Below are 17,583 nucleotides of genomic sequence, written 5' to 3'. Positions count from 1 at the left end.
GGCGATTCTCAAGAATTGCCATTTTTTGGTTTAAAACATAAATACACTTATCAAATTATGAAGTATCTAATTAGTTTTTTTATCGTAATACTGTTTACTGCAAGTGCTGTGGCACAACAAGACTCTGTTTTTGGTAAATGGAAAACTATAGATGATGAGACTGGTGAGGCAAAATCTATCGTAGAGATTTATAAAAAGGGTGATAAAGTTTATGGTAAAATTACAGAAATACTTAATCCTCAAGATCGAGATAAACTATGTATTTACTGCGAGGGAGAAGAGTATAACAAGCCTGTACTTGGTCTAGACATTATTAAAAATCTAGAAAGAGATGATGATGAGTATACCGGAGGTACTGTTTTTGATCCAGAAAAAGGGAAAACCTATAAGGCAAGAATCTGGATAGAAAATGATAATCCAGATAAGCTCTATCTTAGAGGTTATATTGCTTTTTTATATAGAACTCAAGAGTGGATACGCGTTAAGTAACATCATAATTATTGATAATGAGAGCCCCTTTTGTAAAGATTGCGGCTCTTTTTTTGTGCTATGCTTTCGCAAAACTTTACTTAACAGTACTTTTGAAATACACACTGCTCATTTATGCCCCACTTTATAGACGTCATACTTCCTAGACCTGTAGAAAATACGTTTACCTATCTCGTCTCAGAGGCAGAATATAATTACATTCAGAAAGGAATGCGTGTTGCAGTTCCGTTCGGGAAAAAGAAAGTGTACGCCTCAATCGTAAAAAATAAGCACACTAATGCTCCTACAATTTATGAGGCAAAGGAAATTCAGCAAATTTTGGATGAAGATCCTATAGTCACAGAGCAGCAGCTCACATTCTGGTCTTGGATAGCAAATTATTATATGTGTACCGAGGGGGAAGTGATGCGAGCAGCATTACCCAAAGCATTTTTACTAGAGAGTGAGACCGTTATAAGGCTCAAGTCTGATGGTCTTGTAATTAATGATGAAGAGCTTCAAGATGATGAGTTTTTAATTTATGAAGCATTACAACATCGCTCAGAGCTTAAAGTGCACGAAGTGATGGATATTCTTGATAAAAAGAAAATACTACCTTCTATACAGCGCCTCATAGATCAAGGGGTTTTAGAAATGCAAGAAGAGATTTACGAGCAGTATGTCCCTAAGCTTGTAAAGTTTATTACAATAGCCTCAGAGTATGACAGTGAGGAGGCTTTGCCTGTTATTCTAGAAGAATTATCTCGCGCACCAAAACAAAGAGAGATGGTGCTCACTTTTTTTTCGCTTAAAGCGAAAACTAATAAACCCATATCTTCACAAGAGTTGCAAAAAGCATCTGGAGCAACCGCTAGTCAGCTCAACGCGCTGGTAGATAAGGGAGTTTTTCAAACATATCAAAAACGCCAAGATAGAGTGGGGTTTGAGGGAGAAGTTTTTGAGACGAAGACTCTCAACACCTATCAAGCAACAGCACTGTCTGAGATTAAAACACATTTTGAAACAAAAGACGTTACATTATTACACGGTGTAACTGCCTCTGGTAAGACAGAAATCTATGTTCAGCTCATTGAAGAAATGCTCTCAACTGGAGATCAAATTCTATACCTCCTGCCGGAGATTGCTCTTACTACACAGTTAATAAGCAGGCTGCAAACTTATTTTGGAGAAAGAGTAGCTATATTTCATTCTAAGTATTCTGTAAATGAGCGTGTAGAAGTATGGAATAATGTCCTTAAAAAAATGGATAAGGCCCAAATCGTTATTGGGGCTAGAAGCGCATTACTACTACCGTTTAGAGATTTAAAACTTATTGTAGTAGATGAAGAGCACGAGAGTAGCTTTAAGCAATATGATCCCGCGCCAAGGTATCACGCTCGCGACTGTGCTATTGTGCTAGGGGCGTTTTTTAAAGCCAAAGTCTTATTAGGTTCTGCAACACCATCTATCGAGACCGTTTATAATGCCCAGAGCGGAAAGTATGGTTATGTCTCTTTAAAACAGCGTCACGGTAATATTTTAATGCCAGAAATTAACCTTGTAGACATAAAAGAAAAGTCTCGTAAAAGGGAGATGACAGGGCACTTTTCTGATACATTATTACGAGCAATTACAGATGCACTTGCGCTTGGTGAGCAGGTTATTTTATTCCAAAACAGGCGTGGTTTTTCTCCTATATTAGAGTGTAATACTTGCGGGCACGCTCCGCAATGTCCTAATTGTGATGTGAGTCTTACCTATCATAAGTATAGATCACAACTTCGTTGTCATTATTGTGGTTATAATATTGCCCTACAGCAAAAGTGTATGGCCTGTGGTGGCACAGATCTCACAACTAAGGGATTTGGTACAGAACAAATAGAAGCAGAGCTCAAGGAGTTGTATCCAGATAACAATATCGCTCGTATGGACTCAGACACCACAAGAGGTAAGTATGGTTTTGAGAAACTTATAACAGCTTTTGAGCAAGAGCAGATAGATATTTTAGTAGGCACGCAAATGCTTACCAAAGGGTTAGACTTTAGAAACGTAACCTTAGTAGGAATTATGAATGCAGATAGTATGCTCAACTTCCCAGACTTTAGAGCACACGAGCGTAGCTATCAATTAATTGCTCAGGTATCAGGTAGGGCAGGGCGTACCGAAAAGCAAGGTAAGGTGCTTGTGCAGACTTATAATCCTTATCATCAAATCTTACAGCAGGTTTCTTCAAATAAATTTGAAGAGATGTATAAAGAGCAATTAGAAGAGCGTCGCAACTTTAAGTATCCACCTTTTCATAGGTTGATACGCATTACATTAAAACATAGAGATTATCAAAAAATAGATGAGTCTAGTATTTGGTTATCTAAGGCATTGCGACAAACTCTAGGTGCAGAGGCAGTACTAGGTCCAGAAACACCATCTATAGCAAGAATAAGAAACCTCTACAGGCGTAATATCCTTATTAAAATAAGTAGAAGACAAAATTTACTCGAAACCAAAAAAACCATAGGTAGAGTAGTAACAAGTTTTAATGCTATTGCTCAGTATCGTAGTGTTCGATTAGTAGTAGATGTAGATTGCTATTAAGCATAAAAAAACCACTCAATGAGTGGTTTTTTTATATTAAAATCTACTTTTAAGCAGAGAGCGCATCTATAAGCTCAGATTTTTTATGTCTAGATAGTGGTATTTTTTCACCATCTATTTCAATATTTCTACTGTTGTACTTATCTACCTTGTCTATATTTATAATATAAGACTTGTGTATACGCATAAAACGTTCTGGAGGTAATTGCGCTACAAAAGACTTCATCGTAGCAAGTACTACTATAGGGTCGTGCACAGTTACAAGCTTTACATAATCTCCAAGAGCAGTAATATACTTAAGCTCGTTAAGCATCACCTTTTTCTTTTTGAGATTACTTTTTACAAATATGTAATCGTCATCTTCTACAGCACCTTCGGTTTTTAGTTTGTGAAGGCTTATAGCTTTATAAACAGCGTTTGTAAAACGATCCTTAGTAAGTGGTTTGCGTAGGTAATCTATGGCATTATAGTTAAATGCCTTATACGCATACTTTGTTTTGCCAGTTACAAATATAATTTGTGGTTTGTGTATAAGGTCATCTAGTAGGTCAAACCCAGAGAGTATAGGCATCTCAATATCTAAAAATATAAGATCTACCTTAGTGTCTAAGAGACCATTTTTAGTTTCGATGGCATTGTTATATTCAGCTACCAGTCGTAAATTAGGATGATCATTTATCATCTTTACGATTGCTAGTCGTTGTAGGCTAGAATCATCTACAACAGCACAGTCTAATAATACTCCTTCCACAGTGATTTATGTTTAATTAGGTTAAGCAGGTCAATATTAGGTAAAAAACTCCATAATACCAACAAAAAAGTGACTTTCATCGAAGAATTATGTTCTTTATCGACCTAAAATTGACTAATATCTTTATTGTTAAAAACCTTCTAAGTGCAGTCTCTTAGCAATGAGTAGGTTATGTCTATTAGTCGGCATTATCGTATAATTCTTACAAATAGATTACTAAAATTTTAACACATTAGTTTCATAGGGTTTTGATAGTAAGAAGAGTAGGTGGGTGATAGTGTGTAATACCTTATTATAATGTCTTACAAAAGAGTTTACAAGTTTACGCTTTCGCGAAAGCGTAATTACATACCTTATTATATAGCATTAGCGAGCATCGAGAAAATTTTAGGAATATATATTAATAGCTATTTGAAAATCAAAAGAGAATCCTTACTTTTGCACTCATTTTTAATTTAACTCATATTATATGAACCATTACGAAACTGTTTTCATCTTGAATCCCGTTTTATCTGATGATCAGATAAAGGAAACAGTAAAGAAGTACGAAGGACTTCTTAAAGAAAAGGGTGCTAAGATGATTAGTAAAGAGGATTGGGGCTTAAAAAAGCTTGCATATCCTATCCAAAACAAGAAAAGCGGTTTTTACCACTTACTTGAATTTACTGTTGATGGACAAGCTATCAATGATTACGAACTAGCTTTTCGCCGTGACGAGCGCGTTATGCGTTACCTTACGGTAGCTATGGATAAGCACGCGATCTCGTGGGCTGAAAGAAGACGTGAAAAACTAAAAAAGCAAAAAGCGTAAGTTATGGCATCTTTACAACAACAAGCAAAAGGAAAGAAGGACGGAGATATCAGATATCTTACTCCTCTTAATATTGAAACTAACAAAGCAAAGAAGTACTGTCGCTTTAAGAAGTCTGGTATCAAGTATGTAGATTACAAAGATGCAGACTGGCTAGCAGGTTTTGTAAACGAGCAGGGTAAATTGTTACCACGTCGTCTTACAGGAACTTCTTTAAAGTACCAACGTAAAGTGTCTGTAGCTGTAAAAAGAGCTCGTCACCTTGCATTGATGCCTTATGTAACTGATTTATACAAATAGAAACTAGATAACAGATGGAACTTATATTAAAGAAGGACGTTGAGAATCTAGGATTTGCAGACGATATAGTACAAGTAAAAAACGGATACGGTAGAAATTACCTAATCCCTAACGGTCACGCAGTTCTTGCTACGCCTAGCGCAAAGAAAGTACTTGCAGAAAACCTAAAGCAACGTGCTCACAAAGAGCAAAAAGTTGTAGATGATGCACAGAAGCAAGCAGATAAACTTAACGCTTTAGAAGTTAAGATATCAGCAAAAACTGGAGACGGAGACAAACTTTTCGGATCTATTACAAATGCAGACGTAGCAGAATACCTAGCAAAAGAAGGAGTAGAGGTAGACAAAAAGTATATCGCTATCGCTGGTAACACAGTAAAACGTTTAGGTAACTATGAAGCAAAAGTACGTTTCCACAGAGATGTGGTGGCTACACTTCCTTTTGACGTAGTTGCAGAAGCAAACTAAGTCCTTAGGCACTTTATACAAAACCGTTCTTATCTAATAAGGACGGTTTTTTTATGAAATTTACTTTTTAAATACGCTTTCGCGAAAAAATATCACTCACAATGAAATACGCTCGCCTTACAAAAGAACAACTAGAAGAATTACACCCAGAGTTTATAAACTTTCTAGCTACCCAGTCTATCACTGCAGATGAGTGGGCAACTATTAAAGAAAAACAACCCCTCGTTGCAGAAGAAGAGATAGACGTTTTTTCTGACCTAGTATGGGAAGGTGTACTCACAAAGGCTCAATACCTAGAGCATATCTCGCCTAACCAGATGCACCTTTTCTTTTTAAGAGAAAACAATATGGCACTTATAGCCATAAAAATCAATAAAGAAAACATAGATATCACTACCCCAGAAGGGTATGGATGGCTTAAGGAAAACTTAGGTGATGATGATGTGGTATTTATGAGCGCAAGTAAAGACTATAGTGAAGACCGCAATGCAGATAAGTTTAAACTCATAAGAGAAGGCGCAGTAATCACACGTGGCGATCTTTATAAATGGTTTGAGCGCTTTGTGGATGTGAAGTAATTATAACTACTCATACCAGCAATAAATGTAAAATTGAGGATAAGACTAAGCTAGTCGTATCCTCAATTTTGCTTTTTTAAGGCGTTTGTTATCTAGTTTTTCTATAAAAGATTGAGCAGCACTTTTGTGCACCGCTACAAAAGATTGTGTGTTTTTTACCTCAATGGTTCCTAGTTGCTCGCGTTGTGCATTTCCTTCTTTAAAGAAAAAACCAGCGATATCACCTTTTGATATCTTGTCTTTACGACCACCAGAGAGCTCAAGGGTCGTCCACTGTGATCCTTCTGGTATCTCTCTGTCGTGTAAGTACTCTTCATCCATTACCGGCATAAAGTCTGGTAATCGCTCGTTGCGCCAGTGTAGTACATAAGCCGTACCTTCAGACTGCATACGAGCCGTACGACCATTACGGTGTGTAAACTCTTCTGAGTGTATAGGAAGGTGGTAATGTATAATAAACTTGATTTCTGGTACATCTATGCCACGTGCAGCAAGATCTGTTGCTAGCAGTAGTTGGTGTGTACCATTTCTAAATTTAAGAAGTGATAACTCACGCTCACGCTGCTCCATTCCTCCATAAAAAGTGCCGTGTGCGATACCGCGATCGTTGAGATAATCACTTATTCTAGAGATGGTATCTTTAAAGTTACAAAAGATAATACCCGGTTGATCACCTAGATGACACAAAGCTTTTACAAGCGTGTCTAGCTTATCTTTTTCTGGTGATATTATCGCCTTAACTTCTAGCTTAGAACCTCCCTGATGTAAATAATCTACTTCTACAGGGCTATTAAGTCCTACAAATCTTGGTATGTCTACACCTTGAGTTGCAGAGGTAAGTACCTTTTTTTCTAAAGCAGGTAAAAAGCTCATAATCTCTGTCATCTCTCCTTCAAAACCTACTTCTAGCGACTTGTCAAACTCATCAAGTACTAGGGTTTTTATATAGTCTGTAGAGAAAGTTTCCCTGCGTAGGTGATCTGCAAGCCTACCTGGCGTCCCTATTAATATTGCTGGACGGTGCTTTATGGCTTGTCTATCTGTATTAAAACTTTGACCACCATAAGCTGCGTGTATCTTATAACCCGTACCCATATTGCGGGCAACATTTTCTATCTGTATAGCCAGCTCTCTAGAAGGCACAACTATAAGTAGTTGCACTTCTTCTATACTTAAATCTAACTCTGCAATTACAGGTAGTAAAAACGCAAGCGTTTTACCAGTACCTGTAGGAGATAGTAAGATCACTTCTTTTGCTGAGTGTATGGCAAGTTGTGCCGCCTCCTGCATCTCGTTAAGTGAGGTGATTCCTAGTTTAGCTAGAATTTGTTGCTGATTTTTTTGATTACTTATCATAGGGTACAAAGGTAAATGATTTCAACTGTCTCTATGTTTTTAGAGTTCATTTTAAATCCGGTGTTTAGTAAATATATCACAAGAATAAATGCTTAACACGCAACCTTTATGTATAACTTAGTCTTTTAGATTCAACAATCAATCAAATCTTATGAAAACAAACTACTTGCAATTCGTATTGTGTGCCATATTAGTATTATTATTATCTACTCATTGTGTATCCTCACAGAATTATACTTGCCAAGATGCAGATGTGTTATGCTTAGAAAATGGGGTTCTTATTTATGCAAACTGTTTTGATGGCGGTGATGGATGTGCTTTAAGTGGAGAAGAAGGCCCAAATTATGGATGTCTAGCTATTACACCTTTTCCGAGTTGGAAAATTTTAGAAGTCACTCAAAGTGGTGAATTAAAATTAGAAATAAGTCAAAACACAGAGTATGATGATGAAGGGCAACCCGTAGGCGAAACACTAGATGTTGATTTTGCATTTTGGGGCCCTTTTGCTTCTACAGAAGACTTTTGTGATTTTGAAACTATGGGTTCTCCGATAGACTGTAGTTATCAAGGCGCGATATTAGAAAATCTTAATGTTCCAAATGTTCAAGAAGGCGAACATTATATCCTGATGTTAACAAATTTTGATCAAGCAGAAGGATTCTTTAAAATTGAACAACTAGTTGCAGAACCGCAAGCACTACTTTTTTGTAGCCCACTTCAAGAAAACATCTTGGGTTGCGAGGGACAAACCATTCAAATAGATGCTTCTCCTGTAGATCCAGAAAACTATGAATATCAATGGGAAGTCCTTGTAGATGATATGTATGTCCAAATAGACGACGAAACGAATATGACTTTAGACGTCGTTCAACCTGGATCTTATAGATGCTTAGCTACCGACTCGAGTGGAAACATAATAGAAAAAAGGTTTATGGTTTCCTTTATTCCAATTCCAGTGGCTAATATTCCAGAAACTACTTTTCTTTGCGATGAAGATAATGATGGATTTGTTGCGGTTGAGTTAAATACTTTTGATTCAATTATTATAGGAAGCCAACAAGATGTTTTAGTTTCTTATTTTATATCAGAAGAGGACGCTGAGGGAACGACTAATACCCTTGACCTTTCTTATGATGTATCTACAGATCAAACTATATATGCTAAATTATTTACAACAACTGGTGATTGTTTTGATATAATACCTGTAAATTTTATAGTGGAGCCCTCACCTCAATTAATACAAGCTCCAGATCTTGAGATTTTTGATAATGATGGTGATGGCTTTGAAGTGTTTAATCTTACAGTAAACGAAAGCATAATTTTTAATGGAGAGGCGCCTAGTTCTTTTATAATCACGTATTATTTATCTTTGGAAAGTGCAGTCATAGGAATGGATGAAATTTTAACTCCTAACAACTATATCAATACTCTAACTTCAGAATCTGTTTATCTTCGAGTTGAAAATTCTGAAACTGGGTGCTTGAGTTTTACCACTTTTGATATTGCAGTGTTAACTGATACTGATGGAGATGGAGTTGCAGATTCTTATGAAGATATAAATCAAAATTTTGATCTTTCAGATGATGATACAGATAACGATGGAGTGCCGAATTATCAAGATATTGATGACGATGGTGACACTATAATTACCGCCACTGAAATACAAGGAGATGGGGCCGGAGCTATTAATCAATCATTTATAGATACGGATAATGATATGATTCAAAATTACTTAGATAATGATGATGACGGAGATACCCTACTTACTATATATGAAGATTATAATGGTAATGGCACACCCTTAGATGATGATACAAACAACAATAATATTCCTGACTTTCTGGATGCAGATGTGGCTTTGAGTATATCCGCTTTCGCAAAAGCTCAAATAGCTATCACACCTAATCCGGTTTCTACGCAATTAGTAATAGGAGGAATTAATAATAGGCTAATAGAGCGTGTTGAAATTTTTGATATGGTAGGAAAATATGTATACGAAGGTACATCTGTACCAGATAGAGGGCTGGAAGTGTCTAATCTACCTGCTGGAATTTATTTCATAAAATTATCAATTGGTTTTGAACAAATCGCAATGAAATTTATAAAAGAATAAGTTTTATGTACATTCTAAAGCCCCCTTATCATTTTGATGTAGGGGGCTTTTTAATTCTAATTAGCTAATTCACTTGGAATTATACGCATCAAGAGTTTTAATTATAAATAACACAAAAATGATGGTGAAAAAGAGAATTAACAATTGTTAATTAAATGTGAAAATAAACACACCTTAACGTTTAGTAAATGTTAACTCCTTCTTAAATTCGCGCAAAATCATTTTTTATAAAAATCTTATGTTCAAAAAACTTTTATTTTTAGTAACACTTCTAATGGCAGTTGCTGTAGGCGCACAGACGACTACTTCTGCTATCTCTGGAGTTGTAAATGCTGGTGAGCAAACGCTTCCTGGTGCAAACGTGGTAGCGGTACACACACCTACTGGTACTACGTATGGAGCGATCACAAACTTTGACGGTCGTTTTAATCTTTTTAATTTACGTGTGGGAGGACCTTATACAATAACGGTAAGTTATGTAGGTTTTCAAGCGCAAGAATACACTGGAGTGACTCTTAACTTAGGAGAAACTTATAACGTAGAGGTAACACTATCTGAAGATAGTAATGCTCTTGAAGAAGTTGTAATTACAGGTAGCCGTAACAACACTTTTAGTGATGGACGTACGGGATCTGCTACAAACGTAGGAGAGCGCCAGCTTAAGGCATTACCTACTATTTCAAGATCTGCTGCAGATTTTTACCGTCTAGAGCCTAGTGCTTCTAGTAATGGATCTTTTGGAGGTCGTAATGATCAGTTTAACAATTTTAGTCTTGATGGAGCGGTTTTTAATAACCCATTTGGTCTTGATGCTGCTACTCCAGGAGGACAGACAGGATCACAGCCTATCTCTCTTGATGCGATTGAGCAAATTCAAGTAACTACTGCACCGTATGATGTAACTCTTTCTGGATTTACAGGAGCATCTGTAAATGCTGTAACTAAGAGTGGTACAAACGAGTTTAAGGGAACTGTTTACGGTTTTTATAGAAACGAAGACCTTACTGGTGGAAAAGTTGCAGGTGATGACGTTTTTAAGGCAGACTTAAGCCAGAACACATATGGTATAAGTATAGGAGGTCCTATCATTAAAAACAAACTTTTCTTCTTTGCAAACTTTGAAGATGAGAGCCGTTCTGACCTAGGAGCACCTTGGGCACCTAACCGTAATACGGGAGCTATTAATGAGTCACGTGTATTACCATCAGATCTAGATGCAGTCTCTGCAGCATTAAGTAGTATTACTTATGCAGATGGAAGCTCTTACGATCCAGGTAGATATGAAGGATTTAACTTTGACGGAGGTTCTACAAAAGCATTATTTAAGCTAGATTGGAACGTAAATGATAAAAACCGTGTTGCATTAGTATATAACTTACTAAGATCTTCTAAAGATAACCCGGCAAACCCTAATGCAATTGCATTACGTGGACCAAGCCAGTCTACGATACAGTTTGAAAACGCAGGATATGCAATAAACAATAACATAGACTCTTTCCAACTAGAGTGGAATAGTGAGTTTGCACCAAACGTGTCTAACAAGTTTCAGGCAGGTTACACATTCTTTGATGATTTTAGAGAGCCATTCTCTACGCCAGCACCTTCTATAAACATTACAAAAGGTGGTCAGAACTATATCATTGCAGGTCACGAGCCATTCTCTATAGGAAACAAGCTCGAGCAAGAAGTTTTTCAAATCACAAACAACTTAAACATTGTATCTGGTGATCACACAATTACGCTTGGTACTTCTTTTGAAAAATTCAGCTTCTATAACTCTTTTAACCTTACAGGTTATGGGTTTGACTTATTCGGGAGTGTAGCAATAGATCAAGAAACAGATCTTGATGGAGATGGTATCGCAGATACAGATTACATAAACGATGTAACAGGTGAGACAGATCTAGATGCTTTCCAGCAGTTCCTTATAGATCGTTACCAAGATACATTTACCGCTGCAGAGGCAGAGTTTAATGAAAACAACGGTTTACCTATAGGTGATCCAAACGGATGGTCACTTGCAGAGACTAACGTAGGACAGTTTAGCCTTTATGCTCAAGACCAGTGGAAAATGAGTGAAGACTTTACACTTACACTAGGAATGAGATTTGATAAGCCTTTATACTTTGATACTCAAGACAAGATTCAAGAAAATATTGATAGAAAAGGTACTTACCAGCCAGATAACGTATATGTAGACCCAGCAACTGGAGAAGATATCTTATTAGACAGTACAGTACTTCCAGATAACGCATTCTTATGGTCACCTAGATTAGGTTTTAACTGGGATGTAAAAGGAGATAAGACGTTCCAAGTACGTGGAGGAACTGGAGTATTTACAGGTCGTTTCCCATTTGTATGGTTAGGTAACCAAGTGCAAGGTGTAGATTTCTTCTTCTATCAGACGGTAGATCAAGATTTTAAATGGCCACAAGTATGGAGATCTAACATAGGAGCAGATTACCGTTTTGATAATGGTATCGTTCTTACTGCAGACCTTTCTTATACAGAAGATCTTAACGCTGCACACGTACAGAACTGGGCACTTAATGATCCATCTTCTACACTAGAAGGTGTAGATAACAGACCTATCTACCAGACGTCAGATTTTGCTACAAACCAGTTTGGAGGTCCTACAAATGCGTATGTATTTACAAACTCAAACTCTGGACGTACGTATAACGCAACGTTTAAGGCAGAGAAGTCTTTCAGCAACGGTTTGTTTGCAAGTCTTGCTTATAACTACCTTGACTCAAAAGATGTAAACTCTATTGATGCAGAGATTACAGGAGATGCTTTTAACGCAAACGCAATAAGAGGAAACGCAAATGATGATATCCTTGCAAACTCTCGTTATGGTGATCAACACCGTATTATCGCAGTAGCTTCAAAGAAATTTGAGTACGGAGATGGTAAATTTGCAACTACAGTTTCTGCTTTTGGAGAGTGGGCTAGAGGAGGACGTTTTAACTACACATATGCTGGTGATATAAACGGTGACGGTGGTAACTTTAATGACCTTATCTATATCCCTACTGCAGATGAGCTAGCACAGCAAAACTTTGCTACGCCAGAGCAAGCACAAGCATTTGAGCAATATATCCAGCAAGATGATTACCTGAGCGAAAACAGAGGTGGTTATGCAGAGCGTTATGGAGCACTTGCACCTTGGAGAAGTCGTGTAGATTTCCGTTTACTTCAAGATTATAACTTTAATGTAAAAGGAAAGAAAAACACATTACAGTTTAGCCTTGATATCCTTAATGTAGGTAACCTTATCAGTTCAGATTGGGGACTTGTAGAGCAGCCTAACAGTATACAGCCAGTAAGTGTATCTGTTACAGATGGTGTTCCAACATATACTTATAATGAGGAGTTAACACAAACTTTTGGTACAGATGCAAGCCTTCTTAACAGATGGCAAGCACAAGTAGGGTTACGTTACATCTTTAACTAGAACCTTACGACCACATATAAAAACCGCCTGCAAGAAATTGCAGGCGGTTTTTTATTTATATAATGTAAAACTACAGTCTCTGTATGGTCTAAACAACTCCTACATAAAAGTAGACCGCCATAAAATGTGCAAAAGATCCTCCCAATACAAATACGTGGAATATAGCGTGGTTATAAGGAATGCGAGACATACTGTAAAGCACAGCCCCTATCGTATATAAAATCCCTCCAGCAAATAACCATTGCACACTAGCAGGATGAAGATTTGCAAGTAATGGTTTATATGCAAAAACTATAAGCCACCCCATCGCCACATAAAGGATAGTAGAAAGGATATCAAATCGTCCGGTAAAAAAGAGTTTTAATATAATCCCAAAGAGAGCAATAGACCAGGCTATCCCAAAAATCCACCACCCAGTAGTTCCATCTAGACTTACTAGCGTAAAAGGCGTGTATGTGCCCGCAATGAGTACATAGATTGCAGCGTGATCAAATATTTTAAGTCTTGCTCTACGTAAAGGTTTTGTCGCGCTATGATAAGCTGTAGAGGCAAAGTATAATACACATAAACTTATCCCAAAAACAATAAGACTTATGGTGGCGGTTGTAGTTACGCTTTCGCGAAAGCAAAATAATATCAACCCAAAAACACTTGCTACAAAACCAAAACCGTGTGTCCAAACATTAAGTCGTTCCTCTTGAGGGGAGTAATCTGGAGTTGGGGCTGTGGTGTTTTCCATTAGTTATCTGCAAGTAAGTAATCTAGATGTTCCTTAAGAATTTCTGTAACCTCTGCGGCTGGGCCTCTGCCTTGAGCCATTACTGCATTTTCTACAAAGCGCACAGTACCATTGCGATCCATAAATACAAGTTTAGGATACGTATTGGTTTTTAAATCTTGCTTTAAATAGCTAGCACCATCTACTAGGTGTTCAAAATCAAAAGGTTTCTTAGTTAAAAAAGCGTCGATTTTGCTTTTTGGTTCAAAAGTGATGGCTACAAAATTTACGCGACCCTCATATTGCTTTTTAAGATCATTGAGATATGGAATCTCGGCAATACAAGGAGGGCAGCTTGTAAACCACAAGTTGATGAGTGTAATTTTATCATTATAACTCTCCTTAGACTTAAGCCCGTTTGCAAGATCTTGCAGCTGAAAGTCGGGTAGGGGTTTATTAATTAATCCATTTACGCCCACATTAATGTCTAGAGGCGCGCTATTAGATTGTGATAGCATCACTTCTACCTCTTGTATAATTGAGTCTTGACGCACACGCATATGGCGAACTTTAAAGTTGGCTTTTGTGTATTTCCAGCTTCCTTGCGCACCATAAACCTCCTCAATAGATTTTAGTTTGGCTTGAAAAGCCTCCTCATTATAGGTGTCACCTTGAAAAACGTAGTAGTTGTCTTGCGCGTTAAGAGCTAGCGCAAAGAATAATATAAATAAGCATTGTATTTTTTTCATCATCATAGGTATGTGTTACAAAGATAGCTATTGCTATCAAACACGCACCTATATACATTTATCGTGCCTTAGTTAGGCTTAAGGGGTGATTTTGTTACTATCGTTTAGGGCACTATAAATTTTGATATTGTTTCTAACTGAGTTATTCTTAAAACAATCAGTAGGCTACTTGTCTTCTAAAATATCGCGTATGATTTTAAGGTGATGTTCTGTATGAATAGCGAGAAACTTAATGGTTTTATCTCTGTTTAGAGTACCGAGTACAGGGTGATTAAAATGTTTCTTTTCTGGGAGATTAGATAATTGATCAACCGTGGCAAGCGCCTGTTCATAATGCATTTGTATTGTATTGAGATCTATATTATCCTTTGGCCTTGCTGCCTCTGGCGCAGTGGCTTTTCCTCTAGGCATTCTATTAAAAGTAAATACATAGGCACGTTTCATATTAAATTTAGTTTTATAATCACTTTCATTAGATTGCTCTAGTGCTTTTGATACCTGATTTACAACTAGAAAAATGTGATCCATATGCCACGCAACAGCAGCTTCAGACACTTCAAGGTTTTTTGTATCTCGCACATTACTATAGGATGCCACCTCATCGAGTTTTACTTTGAGGTCAGAATTGTTTCTGTTTGATTCTATACTAGCGGCGCTGCTTAATAATAAGATGCCTGCCAGTAAGATTAAAAAGATGTTTATACGCTTTTTCATAAGTCTATGTTTTAAAATTAATTTATCCCAAAAATAGACTGTAAATCAATACGTTATGTTAATATGGGACGTATGTGCCACTTTTGTGATGAACGGGAAGGCTAGTAAAAGTCGGCTTTTGAAAAAGATCTAGAGACGGGAATGCTCGTAGGTACTCTATCTAGTTGTATAGTGAGCGATCTTGCATTACCGTCAATAGTTATTATATGTTCCGTATTAATAAGGTAGGAGCGGTGGCAACGTTTTATTTGAAAGTGATTTTCAAATTGTAGTTCAAGTTGTTTTAAAGAAAGCCTAATTAGCTTTCGCGAAAGCGTACTCTCATCTAGATAAAATATCGTCACATAATTCCCTTCAGATTGAGCATATATAAACTGCGATAATTGCATTGCAATAGGCGTCGCTTTTACGCTCTCTTCTTGTATTTGTATTGTAACGGTTTCTTCTACAACTGGGCGCTGTAGCTTAGTAGAAAGTAATTGTGCTTTATTGAGGTTTTGTTTTGAAAGTGTACGTTCTGTAAAAAAGATTAAACCTACAATAGGGAAAATCCCTATCGAAGTAGTGATTTTAAGGAAACTAAAGAAGGTTTTATAAAAGACGCCATCACCCCGCCAATAGTAATAATGCAAGGAATTAAAAGTACTTATTATCAAGATGCAGGTTGATAGTAGTATAATTTCCTTAGCTATGGTCCACTTTTCTGGACGAAAAAATATGGGAAATAATTTAGGTAGAACAAAGTAGGTTACACAAACACCCAGAAAAACGGAAACTCCAAAACCCGCCAAGAATACATATTTGTAATTTATAGACTGTCCCGCACCAAAAGGTTCAAAAACAATTAAAAACAGGTAAACAAAAACACCTGACAATAATGCAAATAACCACTTATATCTAGTGTTTTGTAACAAAGGATATGGTGATTTGAGCCACTGCATAAGAAACGGTTTATTTTAGTCTGATTTGAAGCTGCATTCTATTTGTGCTTGTTCTCTTTTATTTATTCTGAAATAGACATAGGTAAGGTAAATCTAAAATCACTTCCATTTTCGACTTTACTTTCAACCCAAAATTTCCCACCAAGCTTTTCAACTAATTCTTTGCAAAGTACAAGACCTAATCCAGAGCCTTGTTCATTATTAGTGCCTGGCAATGGAGTATTATTAGATAAGTCAAAGATTTTACTAATTGTTTCTTCGCTCATCCCAACTCCGTTATCAGAAACTGAAATTTCAATGAGTTCTTTATTTGTGGTGACAGAAATATTGACGTTGCCACCTACGTGAGTAAATTTTATTGCATTTGAAATTAGATTTCTTAAGATAGTTTGTAAGATATTCTTATCAGTATATAATTCAATTTTATCCTTTGGACTGTAGCTCAAAGAAATATTTTTGGCTTTTGATATTGATTTTTTCAGAGTTATTACTTCAACTATTTCTTCTGATAATGTGATTTTTTCTGGATTAAAATAAAGTTCTTTAGTTTGCGATTTTGCCCAGGTTAATAAGTTGTCTAGTAATGTTAATGTATTCTTGGTTAAAGAATTTATTAGAAAAATATATTCTTTAGCTTCTTCATTCTCCGTATTGTTTAAATTCTCAATAAGTAGTTCCGAAAGGCCATTTATACCATAAAAAGGGCTTCTTAAATCGTGGGCAATGATTGAAAACAATTTATCCTTAGTTTTATTAAGCAGTTTTAATTGTAAATGGTTCTCTTTGATTGCGTCTTCTTGTTTTTTACGCTCGGTAATGTCTGTAGAAATTCCGCACAGTCCTACTATCTTGTTTTTATCATTTTTATCAAATAGGGGAGATTTAATTTCTAAAAATACTAATCTATTTCCGTCGTTATCTTTTGATTCTACTTCAAAATTTGTGTTCTCCCCAAGCTTTATTATGCTATCGTCAATTTTGGATATTACCTTAACGGTTTCTTTGGGAAAATAGCTTGAGTCATCACTCCCTTTTAGTTCGTTATCTGTACACTCAAAGAATTTGAGTGTTTTCTTATTAGCATATACATACTTTTTTTGATTGTCTTTTATGTAGATGTATGTGTCTAATTGATCTAAAGTAGATTCTAAATAGTGGATTCTACTATTTGCTTTCTCGTTGATACGTTGGGCTTGTTTAATTTGGTCTGTTGCTCGATCAAGCTCTAATTGCAAAAATTCATTTTGCTTCTTTAATTCCTTATAAGTAGGTTCTCTATTCATTAGTAAATACTAGTTTTTAATGCATTCTTAAAAGAACAAAATCATTAAAATAATGGGTGAAATCTAGAGGTAAATTTCAAATTGTTTAAAATAGGACTTTACATAAAGCAAGTACAGCTCCGACAACTATTGGAACTGCAGATGAGCCTATTTGATTGTTTTTTAATTGATTTTCTAAATATACAAGTATTTAAGAAAGATGACGCTTTCGCGAAAGGGTAATTTGAGGAAGTCTCTGCTGTTAGAATTATGGATTGGAAATAGGGGTGAGGACTCGAGCAGAAG

General features: G+C 36.4%; 15 protein-coding genes. 8 read left to right on the top strand and 7 right to left on the bottom strand.

The genetic code is table 11. From position 1 onward, the window contains the following. Positions 1-57 precede the first annotated feature (57 nt). Entirely contained in the window at positions 58-489 is a 432-nt protein-coding gene (locus tag Q0948_RS09020; protein ID WP_298350359.1) for a DUF2147 domain-containing protein, read from the top strand. 114 nt (positions 490-603) lie between these two features. Further along, on the top strand, positions 604-3,060 hold the full coding sequence (gene priA, locus Q0948_RS09015) for a primosomal protein N' (protein WP_298350361.1): 2,457 nt from the start codon (positions 604-606) through the stop codon (positions 3,058-3,060). A gap of 49 nt (positions 3,061-3,109) precedes the next feature. Here priA and Q0948_RS09010 read toward each other — a convergent pair whose 3' ends face one another. Continuing rightward, positions 3,110-3,811 carry a LytTR family DNA-binding domain-containing protein gene (locus Q0948_RS09010; protein WP_298350363.1) on the bottom strand — a complete coding sequence of 234 codons (702 nt, stop codon included), beginning with the start codon at positions 3,809-3,811 and terminating at the stop codon, positions 3,110-3,112. A 469-nt stretch (positions 3,812-4,280) separates the two neighbouring features. On the opposite strand from Q0948_RS09010, the gene rpsF reads away from it, so the two are divergent. From rpsF to Q0948_RS08990, 4 genes are all read left to right on the top strand, one after another. Then, the gene (gene rpsF, locus Q0948_RS09005; protein WP_021778999.1) at positions 4,281-4,622 is read left to right on the top strand and encodes a 30S ribosomal protein S6; all 342 of its coding nucleotides are present in this window, start codon (positions 4,281-4,283) and stop codon (positions 4,620-4,622) included. A 3-nt stretch (positions 4,623-4,625) separates the two neighbouring features. Then, positions 4,626-4,922 (top strand): 30S ribosomal protein S18, encoded by a 297-nt coding sequence (rpsR, locus tag Q0948_RS09000; protein WP_013752085.1) that lies wholly within the window; start codon positions 4,626-4,628, stop codon positions 4,920-4,922. A gap of 14 nt (positions 4,923-4,936) precedes the next feature. Then, positions 4,937-5,389, top strand: a complete 453-nt coding sequence (gene rplI / locus Q0948_RS08995; protein WP_021779000.1) for a 50S ribosomal protein L9 — start codon at positions 4,937-4,939, stop codon at positions 5,387-5,389. A gap of 101 nt (positions 5,390-5,490) precedes the next feature. Then, entirely contained in the window at positions 5,491-5,967 is a 477-nt protein-coding gene (locus tag Q0948_RS08990) for a DUF6495 family protein (protein WP_298350369.1), read from the top strand. Positions 5,968-6,012: 45 nt separating this feature from the next. Here Q0948_RS08990 and Q0948_RS08985 read toward each other — a convergent pair whose 3' ends face one another. Continuing rightward, on the bottom strand, positions 6,013-7,323 hold the full coding sequence (locus Q0948_RS08985; RefSeq protein WP_298350371.1) for a DEAD/DEAH box helicase: 1,311 nt from the start codon (positions 7,321-7,323) through the stop codon (positions 6,013-6,015). 151 nt (positions 7,324-7,474) lie between these two features. Between Q0948_RS08985 and Q0948_RS08980 the strand changes: the two genes are divergently transcribed. Next, positions 7,475-9,436 carry a T9SS type A sorting domain-containing protein gene (locus tag Q0948_RS08980; protein WP_298350373.1) on the top strand — a complete coding sequence of 654 codons (1,962 nt, stop codon included), beginning with the start codon at positions 7,475-7,477 and terminating at the stop codon, positions 9,434-9,436. A 238-nt stretch (positions 9,437-9,674) separates the two neighbouring features. Next, the gene (locus tag Q0948_RS08975; protein WP_298350375.1) at positions 9,675-12,893 is read left to right on the top strand and encodes a TonB-dependent receptor; all 3,219 of its coding nucleotides are present in this window, start codon (positions 9,675-9,677) and stop codon (positions 12,891-12,893) included. An 88-nt stretch (positions 12,894-12,981) separates the two neighbouring features. Here Q0948_RS08975 and Q0948_RS08970 read toward each other — a convergent pair whose 3' ends face one another. From Q0948_RS08970 to Q0948_RS08950, 5 genes are all read right to left on the bottom strand, one after another. Further along, positions 12,982-13,632: a hemolysin III family protein gene (locus Q0948_RS08970; protein WP_298350378.1), complete on the bottom strand. Its 651-nt coding sequence runs from the start codon at positions 13,630-13,632 to the stop codon at positions 12,982-12,984. Further along, complete coding sequence (locus Q0948_RS08965) at positions 13,632-14,360, bottom strand: TlpA disulfide reductase family protein (RefSeq protein WP_298350380.1); 729 nt, start codon at positions 14,358-14,360, stop codon at positions 13,632-13,634. Before Q0948_RS08965 ends, Q0948_RS08970 begins: the two co-directional genes overlap by 1 nt. A 165-nt stretch (positions 14,361-14,525) precedes the next feature. Then, positions 14,526-15,074 carry a DUF1569 domain-containing protein gene (locus tag Q0948_RS08960; protein ID WP_298350383.1) on the bottom strand — a complete coding sequence of 183 codons (549 nt, stop codon included), beginning with the start codon at positions 15,072-15,074 and terminating at the stop codon, positions 14,526-14,528. A 101-nt stretch (positions 15,075-15,175) separates the two neighbouring features. Beyond that, positions 15,176-16,015, bottom strand: a complete 840-nt coding sequence (locus tag Q0948_RS08955; protein ID WP_298350385.1) for a LytTR family DNA-binding domain-containing protein — start codon at positions 16,013-16,015, stop codon at positions 15,176-15,178. Positions 16,016-16,077: 62 nt separating this feature from the next. Then, complete coding sequence (locus Q0948_RS08950) at positions 16,078-17,298, bottom strand: PAS domain-containing sensor histidine kinase (RefSeq protein WP_298350387.1); 1,221 nt, start codon at positions 17,296-17,298, stop codon at positions 16,078-16,080. Positions 17,299-17,583: the final 285 nt, after the last annotated feature.

Origin of the sequence: uncultured Dokdonia sp. (assembly GCF_947496725.1) — a bacterium.
Lineage (GTDB): Bacteria > Bacteroidota > Bacteroidia > Flavobacteriales > Flavobacteriaceae > Dokdonia.
The sequence above is the reverse complement of the archived record's forward strand: the minus strand, read 5'-3'. Positions and strand labels throughout refer to the sequence as shown.

Excerpts from the sequence above, each read along its gene's own strand:
- Q0948_RS09020 (WP_298350359.1), top strand. The coding sequence starts at position 58 with ATGAAGTATCTAATTAGTTTTTTTATCGTAATACTGTTTACTGCAAGT.
- priA (WP_298350361.1), top strand. The coding sequence starts at position 604 with ATGCCCCACTTTATAGACGTCATACTTCCTAGACCTGTAGAAAATACG.
- rpsF (WP_021778999.1), top strand. The coding sequence starts at position 4,281 with ATGAACCATTACGAAACTGTTTTCATCTTGAATCCCGTTTTATCTGAT.
- rpsR (WP_013752085.1), top strand. The coding sequence starts at position 4,626 with ATGGCATCTTTACAACAACAAGCAAAAGGAAAGAAGGACGGAGATATC.
- rplI (WP_021779000.1), top strand. The coding sequence starts at position 4,937 with ATGGAACTTATATTAAAGAAGGACGTTGAGAATCTAGGATTTGCAGAC.
- Q0948_RS08990 (WP_298350369.1), top strand. The coding sequence starts at position 5,491 with ATGAAATACGCTCGCCTTACAAAAGAACAACTAGAAGAATTACACCCA.
- Q0948_RS08985 (WP_298350371.1), bottom strand. The coding sequence starts at position 7,323 with ATGATAAGTAATCAAAAAAATCAGCAACAAATTCTAGCTAAACTAGGA.
- Q0948_RS08980 (WP_298350373.1), top strand. The coding sequence starts at position 7,475 with ATGAAAACAAACTACTTGCAATTCGTATTGTGTGCCATATTAGTATTA.
- Q0948_RS08975 (WP_298350375.1), top strand. The coding sequence starts at position 9,675 with ATGTTCAAAAAACTTTTATTTTTAGTAACACTTCTAATGGCAGTTGCT.
- Q0948_RS08970 (WP_298350378.1), bottom strand. The coding sequence starts at position 13,632 with ATGGAAAACACCACAGCCCCAACTCCAGATTACTCCCCTCAAGAGGAA.
- Q0948_RS08965 (WP_298350380.1), bottom strand. The coding sequence starts at position 14,360 with ATGAAAAAAATACAATGCTTATTTATATTATTCTTTGCGCTAGCTCTT.
- Q0948_RS08960 (WP_298350383.1), bottom strand. The coding sequence starts at position 15,074 with ATGAAAAAGCGTATAAACATCTTTTTAATCTTACTGGCAGGCATCTTA.
- Q0948_RS08955 (WP_298350385.1), bottom strand. The coding sequence starts at position 16,015 with ATGCAGTGGCTCAAATCACCATATCCTTTGTTACAAAACACTAGATAT.
- Q0948_RS08950 (WP_298350387.1), bottom strand. The coding sequence starts at position 17,298 with ATGAATAGAGAACCTACTTATAAGGAATTAAAGAAGCAAAATGAATTT.